Annotated in this window: 15 protein-coding genes; 6 read left to right on the forward strand and 9 right to left on the reverse strand. The window is 61.2% G+C overall.

Annotated features, from left to right (window positions below):
- Positions 1-63: 63 nt before the first annotated feature.
- On the forward strand, positions 64-1,842 hold the full coding sequence (locus ACOFKT_RS05435; RefSeq protein ID WP_419806401.1) for a glycoside hydrolase family 13 protein: 1,779 nt from the start codon (positions 64-66) through the stop codon (positions 1,840-1,842).
- A gap of 8 nt (positions 1,843-1,850) precedes the next feature.
- On the opposite strand, the gene ACOFKT_RS05440 is transcribed toward ACOFKT_RS05435, so the two are convergent.
- The 3 genes from ACOFKT_RS05440 to ACOFKT_RS05450 all read right to left on the reverse strand — a co-directional run bounded on the left by ACOFKT_RS05440 (position 1,851) and on the right by ACOFKT_RS05450 (position 6,586).
- Entirely contained in the window at positions 1,851-3,899 is a 2,049-nt protein-coding gene (locus tag ACOFKT_RS05440) for a beta-N-acetylhexosaminidase (RefSeq protein WP_419806402.1), read from the reverse strand.
- Positions 3,900-3,971: 72 nt separating this feature from the next.
- The gene (locus ACOFKT_RS05445; protein ID WP_419806403.1) at positions 3,972-5,315 is read right to left on the reverse strand and encodes a hypothetical protein; all 1,344 of its coding nucleotides are present in this window, start codon (positions 5,313-5,315) and stop codon (positions 3,972-3,974) included.
- Between the two features lie 395 nt (positions 5,316-5,710).
- Positions 5,711-6,586 (reverse strand): aldo/keto reductase family oxidoreductase, encoded by an 876-nt coding sequence (locus tag ACOFKT_RS05450; RefSeq protein WP_419806404.1) that lies wholly within the window; start codon positions 6,584-6,586, stop codon positions 5,711-5,713.
- Positions 6,587-6,668: 82 nt separating this feature from the next.
- On the opposite strand from ACOFKT_RS05450, the gene ACOFKT_RS05455 reads away from it, so the two are divergent.
- Positions 6,669-7,307 (forward strand): TetR/AcrR family transcriptional regulator, encoded by a 639-nt coding sequence (locus ACOFKT_RS05455; RefSeq protein ID WP_419806405.1) that lies wholly within the window; start codon positions 6,669-6,671, stop codon positions 7,305-7,307.
- A gap of 91 nt (positions 7,308-7,398) precedes the next feature.
- Here the strand turns inward: ACOFKT_RS05455 and groL are convergent, their stop codons facing one another.
- Both groL and ACOFKT_RS05465 read right to left on the reverse strand, forming a co-directional pair.
- On the reverse strand, positions 7,399-9,066 hold the full coding sequence (gene groL / locus ACOFKT_RS05460; RefSeq protein WP_419806406.1) for a chaperonin GroEL: 1,668 nt from the start codon (positions 9,064-9,066) through the stop codon (positions 7,399-7,401).
- A gap of 98 nt (positions 9,067-9,164) precedes the next feature.
- A complete protein-coding gene (locus ACOFKT_RS05465) occupies positions 9,165-9,461 on the reverse strand; it encodes a co-chaperone GroES (protein WP_263412865.1) in 297 nt (98 codons plus the stop codon).
- A gap of 320 nt (positions 9,462-9,781) precedes the next feature.
- Here ACOFKT_RS05465 and ACOFKT_RS05470 point away from each other — a divergent pair, with 320 nt between their 5' ends.
- Together ACOFKT_RS05470 and ACOFKT_RS05475 are read left to right on the forward strand one after the other, a co-directional pair.
- Positions 9,782-10,399, forward strand: coding sequence for a hypothetical protein (locus ACOFKT_RS05470; protein ID WP_419806407.1), 618 nt, complete (start codon positions 9,782-9,784; stop codon positions 10,397-10,399).
- A gap of 3 nt (positions 10,400-10,402) precedes the next feature.
- Positions 10,403-11,134, forward strand: a complete 732-nt coding sequence (locus ACOFKT_RS05475; RefSeq protein ID WP_419806408.1) for an SDR family NAD(P)-dependent oxidoreductase — start codon at positions 10,403-10,405, stop codon at positions 11,132-11,134.
- Between the two features lie 2 nt (positions 11,135-11,136).
- Here ACOFKT_RS05475 and ACOFKT_RS05480 read toward each other — a convergent pair whose 3' ends face one another.
- Entirely contained in the window at positions 11,137-11,934 is a 798-nt protein-coding gene (locus ACOFKT_RS05480) for a tyrosine-protein phosphatase (protein WP_419806409.1), read from the reverse strand.
- A gap of 2 nt (positions 11,935-11,936) precedes the next feature.
- On the reverse strand, positions 11,937-12,632 hold the full coding sequence (gene purQ, locus ACOFKT_RS05485; protein WP_419806410.1) for a phosphoribosylformylglycinamidine synthase subunit PurQ: 696 nt from the start codon (positions 12,630-12,632) through the stop codon (positions 11,937-11,939).
- A gap of 60 nt (positions 12,633-12,692) precedes the next feature.
- Between purQ and ACOFKT_RS05490 the strand changes: the two genes are divergently transcribed.
- The gene (locus ACOFKT_RS05490; protein WP_419806411.1) at positions 12,693-13,175 is read left to right on the forward strand and encodes an AI-2E family transporter; all 483 of its coding nucleotides are present in this window, start codon (positions 12,693-12,695) and stop codon (positions 13,173-13,175) included.
- A 2-nt stretch (positions 13,176-13,177) separates the two neighbouring features.
- On the opposite strand, the gene ACOFKT_RS05495 is transcribed toward ACOFKT_RS05490, so the two are convergent.
- The gene (locus tag ACOFKT_RS05495; protein WP_419806412.1) at positions 13,178-14,965 is read right to left on the reverse strand and encodes an ABC transporter permease; all 1,788 of its coding nucleotides are present in this window, start codon (positions 14,963-14,965) and stop codon (positions 13,178-13,180) included.
- Positions 14,962-16,305, reverse strand: coding sequence for a nitrate/sulfonate/bicarbonate ABC transporter ATP-binding protein (locus ACOFKT_RS05500; protein WP_419806413.1), 1,344 nt, complete (start codon positions 16,303-16,305; stop codon positions 14,962-14,964). The genes ACOFKT_RS05495 and ACOFKT_RS05500 overlap by 4 nt, the downstream gene beginning before the upstream one ends.
- A 189-nt stretch (positions 16,306-16,494) precedes the next feature.
- On the opposite strand from ACOFKT_RS05500, the gene ACOFKT_RS05505 reads away from it, so the two are divergent.
- A complete protein-coding gene (locus ACOFKT_RS05505; RefSeq protein ID WP_419806414.1) occupies positions 16,495-16,866 on the forward strand; it encodes a response regulator in 372 nt (123 codons plus the stop codon).
- Positions 16,867-16,900: the final 34 nt, after the last annotated feature.

Raw genomic sequence — 16,900 nt, forward strand, 5'->3', positions numbered from 1 at the left:
CGCCCGCAGTACGCTTGGGGCGTGCGTTTCCTTTCAAGATTGCTGCTTCCAATCATCGCCGGAATGACTCTTCTTTCCCCTGCTGCATCTACCGCGTCGGCACAGGCCGCACCCTCACAATTTGGTGCGGGTGTCACGGTGCTCAACGGCTACGCGCGGCGATGGTGGAAAGAGGCAGTGATCTACCAGATCTACCCGCGTTCTTTTCAGGATTCCAATGGCGACGGCATCGGTGATCTGAACGGCATCACCAGCCGGTTGGATTACTTGCAGCAGTTGGGAATCAACGTGATCTGGTTGAGCCCACATTTCGATTCGCCCAATGCTGACAACGGTTATGACATCCGCGATTACCGCAAGGTGATGACGGAATTCGGCACCATGGCCGACTTTGATCGCATGCTCGCCGGGATCAAGAAGCGGCACATGCGGCTGATCATCGACCTGGTCGTGAACCACACCAGTGACGAGCACCGCTGGTTTCAGGAGTCGCGCAAATCGAGAAACAATCCCTATCGCGATTACTACATTTGGCGTGACGGCAAGCCGAATCCGAACGCGCCGCATGGCTTCGATCCGCCCAATAACTATCCTTCCTACTTCAGCGGCTCCGCTTGGCAGTGGGACGACGCAACGAAACAGTTCTATCTGCACCTGTTTGCCGTCAAGCAGCCCGACCTGAACTGGGAAAACCCGAAAGTGCGGCAGGAGGTGTACAGCCTGATGCGCTTCTGGCTCGACAAGGGCGTGGACGGATTCCGCATGGACGTGATTCCGCTCATCAGCAAGATTCCGGGCCTGCCGAATTTGTCTGCCGAGCAGCTGAAAGATCCATCCAAGGTTTGGGCGAACGGTCCGCGCCGCGATGAGTTCCTGCAGGAGATGAATCGCGAGGTGCTGTCGAAGTATGACGACATGAGCGTGGGCGAGGCGATCGGTATCTCGCTCGCCGAAACGCACAACATCGTTGGTGAGGACCGGCACGAGTTGAGCGAGATTTTCAACTTCGATGCCACTCGCATCGGAGCAACCGGTGAGTATGAGTACAAGCCACTCCATTTGCCGGACCTGAAGGCGATCTACGCCGCGCACGCACGTGTGCTGGGCAAGCAGGATTGGGACACGGTGTTTTTGGGCAATCACGACATGTCACGCGTGGTCTCCCGCTGGGGCGACGTGTCGACACCGGAATACCGTGCGCTCTCGGCGAAGATGCTGCAGACCATGGTGCTCACGCTGCGCGGCACAGCGTATTTGTACCAGGGCGATGAACTCGCCATGACCAACTATCCCTGGACGAAGATCAGCGAGTTCAACGACATCGAAGTACAGAACCGGTTCAAGACGGACGTCGCCGCCGGCAGGCTTACAGAGCAGCAACTGATTACCGGTGCAGCTGCGTACGGTCGCGATAACTCTCGCACACCCATGCAGTGGGACGCCACGAAGAACGCGGGTTTCAGCACGGGCGACCACACCTGGGAGCCGGTGAATCCGAACTATAAAACGATCAATGCCGCAGACCAGTTGAAGGATCCTGATTCGGTCTACCACTACAACCAGCGGGCAATCGCGCTGCGTCGTTCCGACCCGGCGTTCATTTACGGCGATTACCAGGATTTGGATCCGCAGCAGGAGCAGATCTTTATCTACACGCGCACGCTTGGCACGGCGAAGTATCTGGTGGTGCTGAACTTCTCACGTAAGCCGATCGACTACACATTGCCTGGCGGTATCAGCTCTGGCCAGCTGCGGCTTGGCAACTACAGCGAAACGCCTGACGCGCCCAACTCCACCGTGGTACACCTGCGGCCGTGGGAGGCGCGGGTGTACCAGCAGTAGAGACTTTTTTATCGAACGGCCTGCACCAGTTCCGTCAGCGTGTCCTGAAAGACAAAGCGCACGATCGCGGACGGCTGTTTGGCCGTTTCGAGCTGCTTCAGACTATTCGCCTTCCAGCCAGACGGCGCCGCCTGACGGCTGGACAGGTACTGTACTGCCTGAACACCGATCTGGCTCAACGTCGTCAGTTGCTGTGCTCGCTGCGCCATGGGTCGCAGCCGCGGTGCGAAAGGGAACAGTGCCTGCACCTGCGGCACCGATGCGCCCACCGAACGGAAGTACGACGTAAGTTCAGCCGCGGCGCTGGCTGCGGAGGATGCGTCACCCTTCTGCGTCAGGATTGCCGAGGCGAGTGCAAGCCGATGCTTTACCGGCGGATCGGGTACGACCGCATCGACGAAGTTTGTGAGCGGCGTCAGCTGCGACGTGTGCTGCTCCAGGTAGCGGTTGTAGAACGGAACGGGCTCGAACGCCTGGGCAAAGATGCGCAATGCGCTGATCTGCTGAGTTCCCGCAAGCGAACGCAAACCTGCGTCCTCGCTCGACAGATGTTTGAGGCCGAACGTTTCCAACTCCAGCGACGTGGCGTCAAGTCGGTGGTACATGTCCACCACGTCGCGCACATTTTGTGGAGACCAGAACCGCTCCGCGATGGCTGCCGTGCGGGGCCAAACACGGGAGTCGATCGTGCGTTCATTCACCTGCTCGGCCCACATGCACACTTCGCCGCCCAGAATCAGTTGCTGCTGTTGCGGCGTCAGCTTCGTGTCTGCCGGCACAGGGTCGGCCAGGTAAGGAACGCTCGCTGGCTTCATCGCGTCCAGGTAGTATGGCTGCGAGAGCACGCCCTGAAAACCCATTTGCGCACCCTTGGCCAACGACTCACCGCCGCGCCATGACTGGATCACGATGTCTTTCGGCAGGTCGGGATGCAAAATCTCATCCCAGCCGACCATCTTGCGGTTCAGCTTCGTCACGATGGCCAGCACACGCGTGTTGAAGTAGGCCTGCAGGGCATCGTTGTTTGTCAGATTGTGCGCCCGCATAAACGCCACGATGCGCGGGTTGGTCTTCCAGTCAGGTGCGGGTGTCTCATCGCCGCCAATGTGCAGATACGGGTCCGGGAAGATGGCCGTCATCTCCGCCAAGAAGCGGCCGATGAAGGTGTACGTCTCTTCGCGTGTGGGGTCGAGCGCCGTGTCCGATATGCCGAACTCTTGCCGGATACCGTTCGGCTCGGTGCCGCTGTTCAGCTCAGGGTATGCGACCAGCCAAGCCGCCGAATGGCCGGGCATTTCGAATTCGGGCAACACGCGGATGCCGCGTTCCCGCGCATACTGCACCAACTCACGCGCCTGGTCCTGGGTGTAGAACTTTCCATCCGACCCAAGCTCGGTCAGCTTTGGAAAGACATGGCTCTGGATGCGAAAGCCCTGGTCATCAATCAGGTGCCAATGAAAGACGTTCAGCTTGACCGCGGCCATTGCGTCGATGTTGCGCTTCAGCACGTCAAGCGGTTCGAAATGCCGGGCGCAATCAAGCATCAGTCCGCGCCAGCGGAAACGAGGACTGTCCTGGACCGATGCGGCCTGGATCATGTAACCGTTGGCAGACGGCTGCGTCAGTTGGAAGAGCGTTTCCATCCCGTGCAGTGCGCCCAAGGTTGTCGCGGCCTTCAGGTGAACCGTCGCCGAGGTGACGTCCAACGTGTAGCTCTCATCTTCGTCTGGCCCCTGCACCGCTTCGCCATCGCTGGCCACGTCAAGCACGATCGTGCCGGTCGTGGCATTGCCGATGGATCGCGGCAACGGTGTGCCTGTCTTGTCCTCCATGCGCTTCAGAAAACGCAACGTTGCGGCCTGCAGCCTGGGCGATCGAGTCTGCACCAGAGCGATCGTCAGATCTGGCCCGACCCGCAAACCGTCCGCCGCAAAGTGCACACTTGCAGGTTTCGGCATGAGCAGATCGTTCGCAGCGCCGCCCTGAGCGAACAGGGCAGCAGGAACACACAGCAGAACAGCAGACGCAGCGAGACAGCGCAGCGGGCGCAACGGCATCAGGAACTCTCCGGTAAGCCGCGCAAAGAAAGCGGCACCGCAACAGATTCTCACGCCATGCAAATTCGCGCTCTAGCTGCCGACCAGAACACCCTGTGCAAGCTGTGTCCGCGCGGCCCGGCGGGCCTGCCATCTGCTGCAGAGTTCGGCACCGCCGACCGCGATCAGCACCACGATCTCCGGTTCAATTGGCTGCCGGTAGTCGACCGAAGCATGCGTCAGGTAGTACGGCAACGGAAAGAGCACCACTACTGCCAGGAAGCACAAAGCTGCCCGGCGGTGCTGGCGCAGGAGCGACCGAAGGCCGAAGAAGGTGAGCAGCGCCAGCGCAGTGCAGAAGGGAACGTTTGGAACGTCCAGCGCCTGGCCCTGCAGATAACTGGAAGAGAAGCTCCAAAAGCCCGTCCAGAAGCGAACCGTGCGGCGAAGGCACTGCACCGCGAAGAGGCCCGGCTTTTCTGAAACGTGCTTCAGCGCGATCGTGCGCTTCTCTGCCATGTAGCGCACCTCACCAAGCTGTTCATACCGCCGCAGCTCTGCCGCGTTACTGGCGGGATGCGTCCAGTCTGGGTTGGTATGGCTGGTGTCGTCGTTGTTGCCGGCGTAGAACTCACCCCAGTAGCCATCGCGCATCGGCACAAGCGCATGCAGCGTGCGCACGTTGCGTACTGTCCACGGCAGCAGCGTAAGCGCCAGCACTGCTGCGGCGACAGCTACGCGGGTCAGCCCTCTGCGCACTGGCATGCCCTGGCCGATCACCGCAATGAGTACAAGTGCTGGCAGCAGTGACAGCACGCTGGGGTTTGACAGCGCCGTCACGCCGTACAGCAGTCCCCAGCTCGCCCAACCCAGCACGCCAAATCGGCGCAATTGCAGAGCGAACAGAAACGTCCATGCGAACAGCGCGCCGGTCAGGGTGTGATCCCAAATGTATGACCCGGAGAACGTAACGGAGTAGGGGTAAACGGACCACAGTGCCGCGGCCATCCATGGCACGCGCCGAACCCACAAAGGTGTGAGCGCCGTTGCCGGTGCGTGGCTCGACAGCCCGGTGCGTACCGAGTGGAGCGAGCCTGCAACCGCCCGGCGTGCCATCTCATACACCGGAAATACGACGGAAGCGCTGATCAGGGCATTCAGCCCGAGTGCCACCAGCGCCGACACTGCGGAGTACAGCCCGAACACGCGAAAGATGCCAGCGAGCAGATATGGGTAAAGCGGCGCGACCAGCGCAGTGGGTACGTCGTCCAGTGGTTGGAATGGGGAAGAGAAGCCGTGACCCAACGCGATCGAGCGGGCGATCCAGCCCTGCTCCCATCCGAACTCGTTGTGATCGGCAGACACCGGCAGGTCGCGGTAAAAGCAAAGCACCACGATCCCACGAATGATGAACGCTAGCAATGCGAGCAGCAGCAAGCCTCTGACGGCCGACTTATGCGGAACGGTCCGGCTTTGCGCCGGAACAGTGCCGGCCTTCCTGCCTCCCCAGCGTACCGTGAAGCTTTGACCTGGGCGAGGCGAGGGGCGATGCGAGAGGGTGGAAATGCGGCGTGTCTCCTGTGCAGTCAGACGTAACGTTTCTGCAAAAGAGAACAGAAGCGAGCACGCTGTTGCGCCACCGGACCTGCAGTCGTTTGCCGATCGACGTAGCCCAAAAAAACAGCATAGACGCATGGTGGTCCATCGTCTGCGCCATGAGCCACTCCGACCCTGCTTGTGGCCACTGAGTTGCGAAGAGTCACAGATTGGCGTCCAGCACTAGGTGGAAGTCTGTTGCCAGACCTCCGCCTACTGCCGGGTGCTGCGCCAAATTACTTTCCGATCTGATCCAGCGAGGCCAGAGACTCTTTCGGCAGCTGCAACTGCGCCGCCGCCAGATTCTCCTTCAGATGCTCCACTGACGACGTGCCCGGAATCAGCAGGATGTTGCCCGAGCGGTGCAGTAGCCATGCCAGCGCGACCTGCATCGGCGTCGCGTTCAGAGACTTAGCGACGCCGTCCAGCTCAGAGGATTGCAGCGGCGAAAAGCCGCCAAGCGGAAAGAATGGTACATAGGCAATGCCGTCCGCCGCGAGCTCATCCACCAAAGCTTCGTCTTCACGGTGCGCCAGGTTGTATAGATTCTGCACGCACACGATCGGGACGATGCCGCGTGCCTCGCGAACCTGTGCCGCCGTCGTGTTGCTCAACCCGATATGCCGGATCTTCCCTTCCTGTTGCAGCTTTGCGAGCGCCTCGATGCGCTCGCCGACCGGCTCTTCGGTCGGCCCGTGCGGACCGTCGCCCATCAGTCTCATGTTCACGATGTGTAACGAATCCAACCCGAGGTTACGCAGGTTGTCCTCGACCGCGGAACGGAGTTCAGCGGCAGACTGCGCGGGCTTCCAGGATTTGTCCGCCTCGCGCCGTGCGCCGACTTTTGTCACGATGACCAAATCCTCCGGGTAGGGAAACAGCGCCTCGCGGATCAGTTGATTCGTCACGTGCGGGCCGTAAAAGTCGCTCGTATCGATGTGGTTTACGCCGGCGTCGACCGCCTCCTGCAGCACTGCAATTGCCGCATCATGATCTTTCGGCGGTCCGTACACGCCCGGTCCGGCAAGCTGCATGGCGCCATAGCCCATGCGATTTACGGTCAAAGTGGTGCCGGGAAAGGTGAAAGTGCCGCCAAGATTGCTACTTGCCATGTTTCCTCCAAGGGCTGTGGGCCACGCCCACAACCGATCTCGCGTCTTTAGATGAAGAAGTCTTCCGCCTCGGAGTTCGCATTTGCCTACCGTCGTTCGATCCGCGATTCAGCCGCGAAAACAGCCGGTGCAGGCGCGTTCGACTGAGACGGTCGATGCCATTCTGGACGCTACGCTTCAGGTTTTAACCGCGGTCGGCAAGGAGCGGCTGACCACCACACGTGTGGCGGCACGTGCCGGCGTCTCGGTTGGCACGCTCTATCAATATTTCCCGAACAAGGTTGCGCTGCTGCAGGCTTGCCTTCGGCGGCATATGCAAGAGGTGATCGCCGCGGTCGAAGCGGCTTGCGCGGATTGCCAGGGTGAAGATGCGCTGCACATGGCAGAGGCAATCATCGAAGCCTACCTGATGGCGAAGCTCAAGCACATGCAACATAGTGTGGCGCTGTACTCAATCAGTGCAGACGTGGACGGCATGCAGATTGCCAAAGATGCTTACGTGGAGGCACGGCAAGCGGTGTCCCTGATGTTTGCCACGGCACCGGGTTTGACCAAGGATCCAGAGATCGTGGCAACGGTCGTTCTGGCCGCCATGAACGGCATCGCGCGGCGTCTGCTTGAATCCGCAACTCCCGAGCGCGATTACGAGCCGCTGAAAAGCGAGCTGATTCTGCTGGTGCACTCGTATCTGCGGGCGTGCATGGGGTACTTAAGTTCCTGAAACCATGCATTCTCGTGTTGTATCAACAGAAAGCCCCGGATTGCTCCGGGGCTTTCTGTTTTGCATAGAGCGCTTCCGCTGCATGCAAGGGTTAGTACATGCCGTCCATGCCGCCGCCATGCGAGTGGCCGCCGCCCGCGGGCGCTGATTTCTCCGGAACTTCGGAGATGAGCGCTTCGGTGGTTAGCAGCAGGCCGCTGATGGAGGCCGCGTTCTGCAGCGCTGTGCGGGTGACCTTGGTCGGGTCGATGACGCCGGCCGCAACCAGGTCTTCGAACTGACCGGTGGCAGCGTTGTAACCGATGCCTTCCTTACCTTCCAGGATCTTGCCGACAACCACGGCACCTTCAACGCCCGCGTTCTGGACGATCTGGCGCAGCGGCTCCTCGATGGCGCGGCGGATGATGGTCGCACCAATCTTCTCGTCGCCTTCCAGCGTCTTGATCAGCGCGTCCACGTCAGCAGCGCAGCGGACCAGGGCCACACCACCGCCCGGGACGATGCCTTCTTCGACGGCAGCGCGCGTTGCGTGCATCGCGTCTTCGACGCGGGCCTTCTTTTCCTTCATCTCGGTTTCGGTAGCTGCACCGACCTTGATGACGGCGACGCCACCGACCAGCTTGGCGAGACGCTCCTGCAGCTTCTCACGGTCGTAGTCGCTGGAGGTCTTCTCAACCTGCGAACGAATCTCGCGGACGCGGCCCTCGATCTTATCGTCCTGGCCTGCGCCGTCGATGATCGTGGTGTTGTCCTTGTCGATGGTGACGCGCTTCGCACGGCCCAGGTCTTCGATCTTGACGGACTCGAGCTTGATGCCCAGGTCCTCCGTGATCGCCTGACCGCCGGTCAGCGTTGCGATGTCGCCCAGCATGGCCTTGCGACGGTCACCGAAGCCAGGAGCCTTGACCGCAGCAACGTTGAGCGTGCCACGCAACTTGTTGACCACCAGGGTCGCCAGCGCCTCACCATCTACGTCTTCCGCGATGATGACGAGCGGCTTGCCGGTGCGGGCAATCTGCTCCAGGAGCGGCAGCAGGTCCTTCATGGAGCTGATCTTCTTTTCGTAGATCAGGATGTACGGATCGTCCAGCGCCACTTCCATGCGCTCGGCATCGGTCACGAAGTAGGGCGACAGGTAGCCGCGGTCAAACTGCATGCCTTCGACCACGTCCAACTGCGTTTCCATGGTCTTGGATTCTTCGACCGTGATTACGCCGTCCTTGCCGACCTTCTTCATCGCTTCGGCAATGATGGTGCCGATCTGCGAGTCCGAGTTGGCGGAGATGGTACCGACCTGCGCAATCATGTCGCCGGAAACAGGCTTGGAGAACTTCGCCAGCGCACCACCGGAGACGGTGCCGTCTTCCGCGCGCTTGCCGACAATGGCCTCAACAGCCTTATCGATGCCGCGCTTCAGGGCGGTCGGGTTCGCGCCGGCGGCAACGGTCTTCACGCCTTCGCGGTAGATGGCCTGCGCCAGGACGGTCGCGGTCGTGGTGCCGTCACCGGCTACGTCGCTGGTCTTCGACGCGACTTCCTTTACCAGTTGCGCGCCCACGTTTTCGATCGGATCCTTGAGCTCGATTTCCTTGGCAACGGTCACGCCGTCCTTGGTGATCGTGGGGGAGCCGAACTTCTTCTCGATAACGACGTTGCGGCCCTTCGGACCGAGCGTCACCTTGACCGCGTCGGCGAGGGTGTTCACGCCGCGCAGAATCGCCTGACGGGAATCTTCACCGTGCAGAATTGTCTTTGCCATTGCCTTGTCTTCCTTTGCGACCGGAGTCGCGGAGTTGAATGTCGGAATTGCGGAGGCTCAACCCCCGCTCGTGATGCGAACGTGGGGCACAGGCCGCACTAGCTCTTGAGGATGCCGAGAACTTCTTCTTCACGCATGATGAGAAGGTCTTCGCCGTCGAGCTTGATCTCGTTGCCGGAATACTTGCCGAACAGGATCACGTCGCCCGCTTTGACATCCAGCGGGAAAACCTTGCCTTCGTCGTTCGACTTGCCTTTGCCGACGGACACAACCGTGCCCTGCTGCGGCTTTTCTTTGGCGGAATCCGGAATGATGATGCCGCCGCGCATTGTCTCGCCCTCTTCGGTCCGGCGGACCAGGATGCGGTCGTGCAGCGGAGTAAACGTGGATGCCATGTGAGTCCTTGCTCCTTGCTTGTGGGGTTGGTGCTTTTGTCAGTGTCTGCAGATCGGGGCGAGGCGTTGGCACTCGCACCCTCCGATTGCTAAAGTACCCAGCCGAAGCTACGCCTGTCAAGCAGCTTCGGCATGAAATGTGAGTGAATCGTACTCACGTTGTGGCGAATTGCTGAAATGCCGCACCTCCTCCGTCAGGTTTAGGACGGTTCACCTCCCGCGCAGCTAGAATGTTCGGCATGGTTGTGGCAGTCAGCACAAGGAATTGGAAGCGGGTAAGCCTCTGGGCAGCAGCGGCTCTCGTCACGGCGGGAACACTGTTGGGACAATCGGAGCGGCATGGGCGCAAGTACAAAGCTCCCGCCGAAACCAGTCACTTCGAGGTATTGATCGTTCGCGACAGCAGCGGCAAGGTGATTGAGAACGCCGGCGTGGTGTTTCACCCCGTGAAGGATGGTGTCGATGAAGGCAATCTTGAGGTCAAATCGGGCACTGATGGTAAAGCGTTCATCGACATCATTCCCACCGGCTCCGTCGTCCAGGTGCAAGTGATCGCGAACGGCTTTTCCACATACTCCGGCACTGTAACTCTGGATGGTCCATCAAAGCAGCTGACCGTTCGCATGAGACGACCGCAAGAGCAGTACTCCATATACGAGAACAGGTCGGGAGCGTCGACCGAAAAGGCGGGTGTGCAGGAGCCGGACCACCGCACGGTCAAGCCCACACAGAACAAGCCAATCACCGCAACCGACCCGGTCCTGAAGCTGCCGACCGCACCCGCTGACCCGAAGCAAACGGGTGACCCGACGGTCTCGCCCGCGGCGGATCACAACGTGAGTGTGCCGCCTTCCACGACACCGCCTCGCCAGCCAAATCGGTCCAGCGCGCCGACCGGCAACCAGGGTGCGACCACCGGCACCACGGGACCGAACTAACCCGTGCCCGTGCTTGCTGGAAAACGCGCGCTGGTCACGGGCGGAGCGCGGCGCATCGGACGTGCGTTAGCGCTTTCGCTGGCCGCGGAAGGCGCTGACGTCGTCATCACCTCCCGCCAGGTTAATTGCAAGGTAGAGGATGCCGTTACCGAGCTGCAGCGGCTTGGCGTGCGGGCGCGGGCCGTTGCGTGCCAAGTGGGCGACCCGGCATCGGTTCGAACCGCGATCGCATCGGCAACCGAATATCTGGGCGGTCTCGATCTGCTCGTCAACAACGCCGGTGCGTTCGAAACCGCGGCGTTGCAGGACATAACTCCCGAGCAGTGGGACGCGATGTTTTCCACGAATACCCGTGGCCCGTTCCTGACGGCGCAGGCAGCGTACCCGCACCTGAAAGCCGCCCATGGGCGCATCGTCAACATCGGCTCGCTCGGCGGCATGCACCCGTGGGCGACCCACGCGCACTACTGCACCAGCAAGGCAGCGCTGCACATGCTGAGCCAGACCATGGCGAAGACCTGGGCGCCGGAAATCGCGGTGAACTGCGTCGCTCCCGGCATGATCGTTCTGGGCGAAACACACGATGCTGCGTATGACAGCTTTGCGAAGAAAACGCCGATGCAGAGGAACGGCAGCGCGGACGATGTCGCGGCGGCGGTACTGTTTTTCGCAAGCTGCCCCAGCTTCATCACCGGGCAGCTGCTCGCGGTCGACGGCGGCCTCGGCCTGAACTGACCCTAGCGGAAATGCTCGATCAGCGAGTCGAGCCAGCCCTTCTTCTCTTCTTCGAAAACGCCCGTTGGATCCGGCTGGGACGGCATCGCTCGGCCCTCGAACACAGCCAGGGGATTCGTCAGAAAGAGTCGCTCCGCCGTGTCCTCGCCCATGCGCTTTCGGACGACCTCATAGGCGGCGCTCAGGCGCGGCGTGCGGCGGCTCAGGTCGTGCGCGTCGCTGCTGACAAAGTGAACCCATTGCTTTTCCATCAGCTCCCATGCGACGCGTTCGGCGAGCTTGCCGAAATGGCCGGTCAGCGAATTGGCGGTGACCTGTACCAGCATGTCGGCTTTCATCCACTCGCGCAATCTGCCGCGTGATCGCTGCAAGGTGCTGTTGCGCTCCGGGTGGGTCAGGATCGGCACCAGGCCGACGACGCGCATTTTGTAGAGCACTTCGTCGATGCGCGCAGGGATGCCCGTGTCGGACAACTCAATGAGCAGATAGGGTCCATCGTTGATGGCGAATTGTTTGTTGATGTTGCCGATGTCCACCGTATTGTCGTAGTCCAGGTGGAAATCTGAGCCGAGTCCCAGCTCAATCTGTGTGGCAATTGCCGAAGGCAGAGCGTTGCGAATCTGCTGCAGGCGCTGCGCGTGTGCCGCGCGATCGTAGGCGAACTGCTCATTGGCATGCGGCGTCGCGACCAGGTGCGTGACGCCGTCCTCGGCCGCCATCTGCACCATGGCCACCGATGTTTCCAGGTCCGGCGAGCCGTCGTCGACGCCGAAGATTAGGTGATGATGCAGGTCAACCATGGTTATGCTTGGGTCAGAGTAGAAGCCAGCGATGCAAATAAACGGAGACCGTCCGCCGACCCCAGCAGCGCCTCGCTGGACCGGTCGGGATGCGGCATCATCCCCAGCACATTGCGTCCTTCACCTAGGATGCCTGCAATGTTGTCCAGGGAACCGTTCGGGTTCGCGCCGGCCGTGGTCGCTCCCTCGGCGTCGCAATAACGAAAGGCGATGCGATCATCCCGCTGCAGCAATGCAAGAGCGTCCGCATCACAGAAGTAGTTGCCTTCCATGTGACCGATCGGCATCCGCAGCACCTCGCCTTTGGTCAGCAGACTGGTGAATGGCGAGTCAGCCGTTTCGGCGCGCAGGTGAACCTCCCGGCAGATATAGCGCTGGTTCTGATTGCGCAGCAGGGCGCCCGGCAACAGGCCGGCCTCGCACAAGATTTGAAATCCGTTGCAGATGCCCATGACCGGCCCACCCGCAGCGGCAAACTTCTGCACACTCGCCATCACGGGTGCGAACCGCGCCAGTGCTCCGGTCCGCAGGTAATCGCCATAGGCGAATCCTCCCGGCACCAGAATGGCGTCGCAGTCCTGCAGGTCCGCGGACGCGTGCCACAGAAAAGTGACCGGCTGCTGCAGAACGCTTCGGAATACGTTGTACGTGTCGTGGTCGCAGTTCGACCCAGGAAAGACCAGAACGCCAAACTTCATATCGGTAGAGTACCGCGCACCGGCCAGGAGCTTCTGCCCTGAACCTGCATCTGAACCACTATGAGCGCCGAAGAGCGGGAAGCGAGTTACAGCCGTCGCGCCGGTGCCGCGCTCGGCGGTTGGTTCCGCGCCACGCTGTTGGACGCGGTCATTGTTGGCGCGATGTGGCTGGTGGGCCTGCTATGGATTGGCGTGCCGTTCGCCCCGCTATGGGCCGTACTCGGCGCGCTTTTCCAGTTCGTTCCCGGTGTTGGCGCGGTGTTGGGTGTGTGTGGGCCTGCGGTGGCTGCGGTTTTCTCTACGAATGACAATGACTACAGCCGGCTTTGGTGGGTGCTGGGTCTGTATGCAGTCATTGCCGTGACTGACGGCCTGCTGATCCAGCCGCTTCTGCTGAAGCGGCAGACGCGCGTCCCCTGGTGGGCTGCGCTGTTGGGGCCGATTCTGGGCGGCATCCTGCTGCCACCCTGGGGAGCACTGCTGGCGCCCCCGATTCTTGCAGTGGTGTTCGCGTTCCGCCGGCCACGGCTCACGCAGGTCTAACGTCAGGCGCTCAAGCGATATTTCGTTTCCGCCAGCCGGAACAGAGGCCGCCACACCAGGCGGTTGATGGTGACGACCATCAGGGCCATCAGGATGGTGCCGAGCAGCAGGCCGCCGAAGCGCCCCGCATCCGTCGCTGCGCTGATCTGCTCGCCAAGCCCGAACGCAGTAAACGTCTGGCCTTTGAGCCGGAAGTACTCGGCAATGATGCTGGCGTTCCACGCGCCGCCTGACGCGGTCACCAGGCCTGTGATCAGGAATGGGAAGATGCCGGGCAGGATGACTGTTCGCCAGCGCTGCCAGCGCGAAAAGTGAAACAGGTTCGCAACCTCTCTCAAGTCACTCGGGATCGCGATCGCCCCGGCAATGACGTTGAACAGGATGTACCACTGCGTGCCGAGCAGCATCAGCAGAATGGCTCCGGCATTCATGCCTCCGCCGCTGCGGATTAACAGCAAAAGCAGCACGGGGAACAATGCCGTCGCGGGCACGCTGGCGGCGATCTGGGCCAGCGGCTGTACGACCCGTGCAAGCCGCGGATGAAAGCCGATGGCGACGCCGGCAGGAATCGTCCAGGCCGAGGCGAGCAGCAAGGCTACCATGACACGCAAAAACGTCGCTCCGGCACCCAGAATAAGCTGCCGCAGGTCGGTGGCGTGCAGCCCCCGCAGCAAACCGATGGCCTGCCAGGCGAAATAGAGTAGAGCGGCCACAACGACGGTGTAGAGCAACGTTTGCAGCAGGCGCGGCGAACTCCTGCGGCCATCCTCATCCACGCGGACCGCCTGCTTTTTCTGCGTTGCGAAGTGATGGTAGAGCCGCTCCTGCAACGGAAGCAGCGTGCGGCGGCCAACGCCGTTCAGCAGCGACGAGGACTGCAGTGCCGCCAGCAGCGGAGAGCGGATCCCGCGCGCACTTTCAACCTGCTCGAACTTGAAGCGGTCGGACCAGGCGATCACAGGCCGCCAGATCAATTGATCGGTGGCAACGATGATGCCGACCATGACTAGTAAGCCCCAGAAAATCGCAGAAACGTTTCCGGCCGAGGCCGCGGTCTGCAGGTAGCTGCCCAAACCGGGCAGGCGGAAGTCGCGGTCGCCCAGCACGAACATCTCGCAGGCCATCAGAAAAAACCAGCCGCCTGCCACGGAAACCATGCTGTTCCATACCAAACCGATTGCGGCATACGGCAGTTCCAACTGCCAAAGCCTCTGCCAGCGGGAGTACTGAAAGATGGCGGAAGCTTCCACCAGTTCGCGAGGCAGGCTCTTCAACGAAGAGTAGAAGCTGAAGGCCATGTTCCAGACCTGGCCTGTAAAGATCAGCAGCACGGCGCCAAGCTCCAGGCCGACCTGCCGGGAAGGGAACAGCGCCATCATAGCAAGCATCACGCCCGGCAAAAAGCTGAGTACCGGGATCGACTGCAGGATGTCGAGCGCTGCAATCATCAGCGCTTCCAGGCGGCGGCTGTATGCAGCGGCATAGCCGTAGCCGATCGCGAACACCAGGCTGAGCAGGTACGCCAGCCCCATGCGCACAACGGAGTAGAAGGCGTACCGCGGAAGAGCTGAGGCCGACAGCGAAATCCGAACGTCGGGCTGTGCGCTGCCGGCCCATAGCCGCGCGATCAGCACGATTGCGTAGAAGCAGGCGAGGCCGATCAGGGCAACCGTTACATCCAGCAGAAAGGGCCATGATCGCCGCAGCACCTGGCTGCGCGACATGGTGTGTGGCAGCCGCGCGTCCAGTTGGGCACGTACCCGAGTGAAGCTGCCCGGCAACAGCTTCACGCATCGCCTCCGGCCGTAGTCAGTTGCTCGTGTGGCACGCTGGATTCAATGAAGCGGTGCCGGTTGCTGTCGTAGTCGAACAGCTCCGCGTAGCGGCCCCAGTTGATCGCGGTTTCAAGCTGCCGCTGCGTCTCGTCTTCGCTGAACTGCTCGTCCAGAACGTCGTGGAAGAACTCCTCGGGCACGCTGCGATCGGACTTGGCCTGAATGGCACGAACAATCTGGCGCAACAGCAGGACTCTGTCGATCGCCGCCGTACGGAAGATTTCTTTCTGCCTCAGGATCTCGGCATGGCCGTACTCGGCACCTTCGGCTGTCATCATGGCGTCACCTTCCTGAACGGTCAGGAAGCCAAGCAGCGCGGCGGCGTCCACGATTGGTAATAGATCGTCAATTTCAAACGCAAGATCGTCGGCCAACCTGTAGATGTCCGCTTTGCCGCCGTGGTCGATCAGCAGCTCCAGCAGTCCGGCAATGCCGCCGGGGCGTGCATGCGGCAACATCTGGTAGCTCATCAGGCGTTGATCGCGCACGCGCCGGCCATCGCTGGTCCGCGGCAGCTCGGGCGGCTGCGACTCAGGCTGCGTCAGCACCTTATAGATGTAGTCGACCAGCTGTGTAAACGCCGCAGTCTTGCGGTTACGCGGATGCTGCAGGTTAACGCGGAAATCCGTGCGGATGTGGCCCGGGTTGCGTCCCAGCACGATGATGCGGTCCGCCAGCAGCACCGCCTCTTCAATGTTGTGGGTCACGATGAAAATGGACTGCGTCGGCATGGTTTGCTTATGCCAAAGCTCGAGTAACTCTGAGCGCAGGTTTTCGGCGGTAAGCACGTCGAGCGCCGAGAACGGCTCATCCATGAAGAGCACCTCCGGCTCAACGACCAGGGCACGTGCAAAGCCGACGCGCTGCCGCATGCCACCGGAGAGCTCTTTCGGAAACGCGGACTGGAAGCCGTCCAGGCCGACGGTGTCCAGCATCTTCATGGCGCGGCGGGTTCGCTCATCGGGTGCGATGCCCTTGGCCTGCAGCGGCGCTTCCACATTTTGCAGAACGGTGAGCCACGGAAACAGCGCGAAGCTTTGAAAAACGATGGAAACGTTGCTGTTGGACTCAGAGATTGGCCGCCCGTGCCAGTAGACCTCGCCTGCCGAAGGCTTTGATAGACCGGTCAGCATCCGCAACAGCGTCGATTTTCCCGACCCGGATGGGCCGAGCAAAGCGACGATCTCGCCCGGCACGATCGACAGGTCCGTCGGCGAGATCACCTGAATGCGGTTCTCACTCGGCTGCGCATAATATTTTTCGACCCGCTCGGCGCGGATGATCGCTTCTCCCACGGGGCAGGACCTCCATTGGCAAGTGGCTGGACTGTGGCTGGCGCAGGACGGCGACTGCAATGCTCTTGTGGCGCGACAGTCCTGTGACTTGCGTTGAGCCTAACACTTGCTCCTGCGCTTTCATGCGTTTGCAACAGTGCATGGCGTCGCTTGCCATGCAGCTTTTCCGTGGGTACTCTTACTGGAGACATGACGAACGGCAACGCAAAACCGAAGGTCCTCGTCGCCGACGACGAGCAGGTCATCGCCAATACTTTGGCAATCATTCTGAACCAGGCTGGGTTTGAGGCGCGCGCCGTGTATTCCGGCGAAAACGCGTTGGAGACGATCGACGCATTCCAGCCAAACATGCTGATCAGCGACGTGATCATGACGGGCATGACCGGCATTGAGGCCGCCATCCAGATTCGGCAGAAGCTGCCGCATTGCAAAGTGCTGCTGTTCAGCGGTCAGGCTGCCACGGCTGACCTGTTGGAAAAAGCGCGCGCCCAGGGCCACGAGTTTGAGATTCTGGCAAAGCCGGTGCATCCGACCGATCTGCTTGCAAAGCTGCGAAGCTAACCGGATTCCAACGTGCAGCACGAGCGCGGCAGAA

This window comes from Terriglobus sp. (assembly GCF_965201105.1).
Classification (GTDB): Bacteria; Acidobacteriota; Terriglobia; order Terriglobales; family Acidobacteriaceae; genus Terriglobus.

Bases quoted from the DNA above. Each gene is read 5' to 3' on its own strand.
- ACOFKT_RS05435 (WP_419806401.1), top strand. From the start codon at position 64: ATGACTCTTCTTTCCCCTGCTGCATCTACCGCGTCGGCACAGGCCGCA.
- ACOFKT_RS05440 (WP_419806402.1), bottom strand. From the start codon at position 3,899: ATGCCGTTGCGCCCGCTGCGCTGTCTCGCTGCGTCTGCTGTTCTGCTG.
- ACOFKT_RS05450 (WP_419806404.1), bottom strand. From the start codon at position 6,586: ATGGCAAGTAGCAATCTTGGCGGCACTTTCACCTTTCCCGGCACCACT.
- groL (WP_419806406.1), bottom strand. From the start codon at position 9,066: ATGGCAAAGACAATTCTGCACGGTGAAGATTCCCGTCAGGCGATTCTG.
- ACOFKT_RS05465 (WP_263412865.1), bottom strand. From the start codon at position 9,461: ATGGCATCCACGTTTACTCCGCTGCACGACCGCATCCTGGTCCGCCGG.
- ACOFKT_RS05480 (WP_419806409.1), bottom strand. From the start codon at position 11,934: ATGGTTGACCTGCATCATCACCTAATCTTCGGCGTCGACGACGGCTCG.
- purQ (WP_419806410.1), bottom strand. From the start codon at position 12,632: ATGAAGTTTGGCGTTCTGGTCTTTCCTGGGTCGAACTGCGACCACGAC.
- ACOFKT_RS05490 (WP_419806411.1), top strand. From the start codon at position 12,693: ATGAGCGCCGAAGAGCGGGAAGCGAGTTACAGCCGTCGCGCCGGTGCC.
- ACOFKT_RS05505 (WP_419806414.1), top strand. From the start codon at position 16,495: ATGACGAACGGCAACGCAAAACCGAAGGTCCTCGTCGCCGACGACGAG.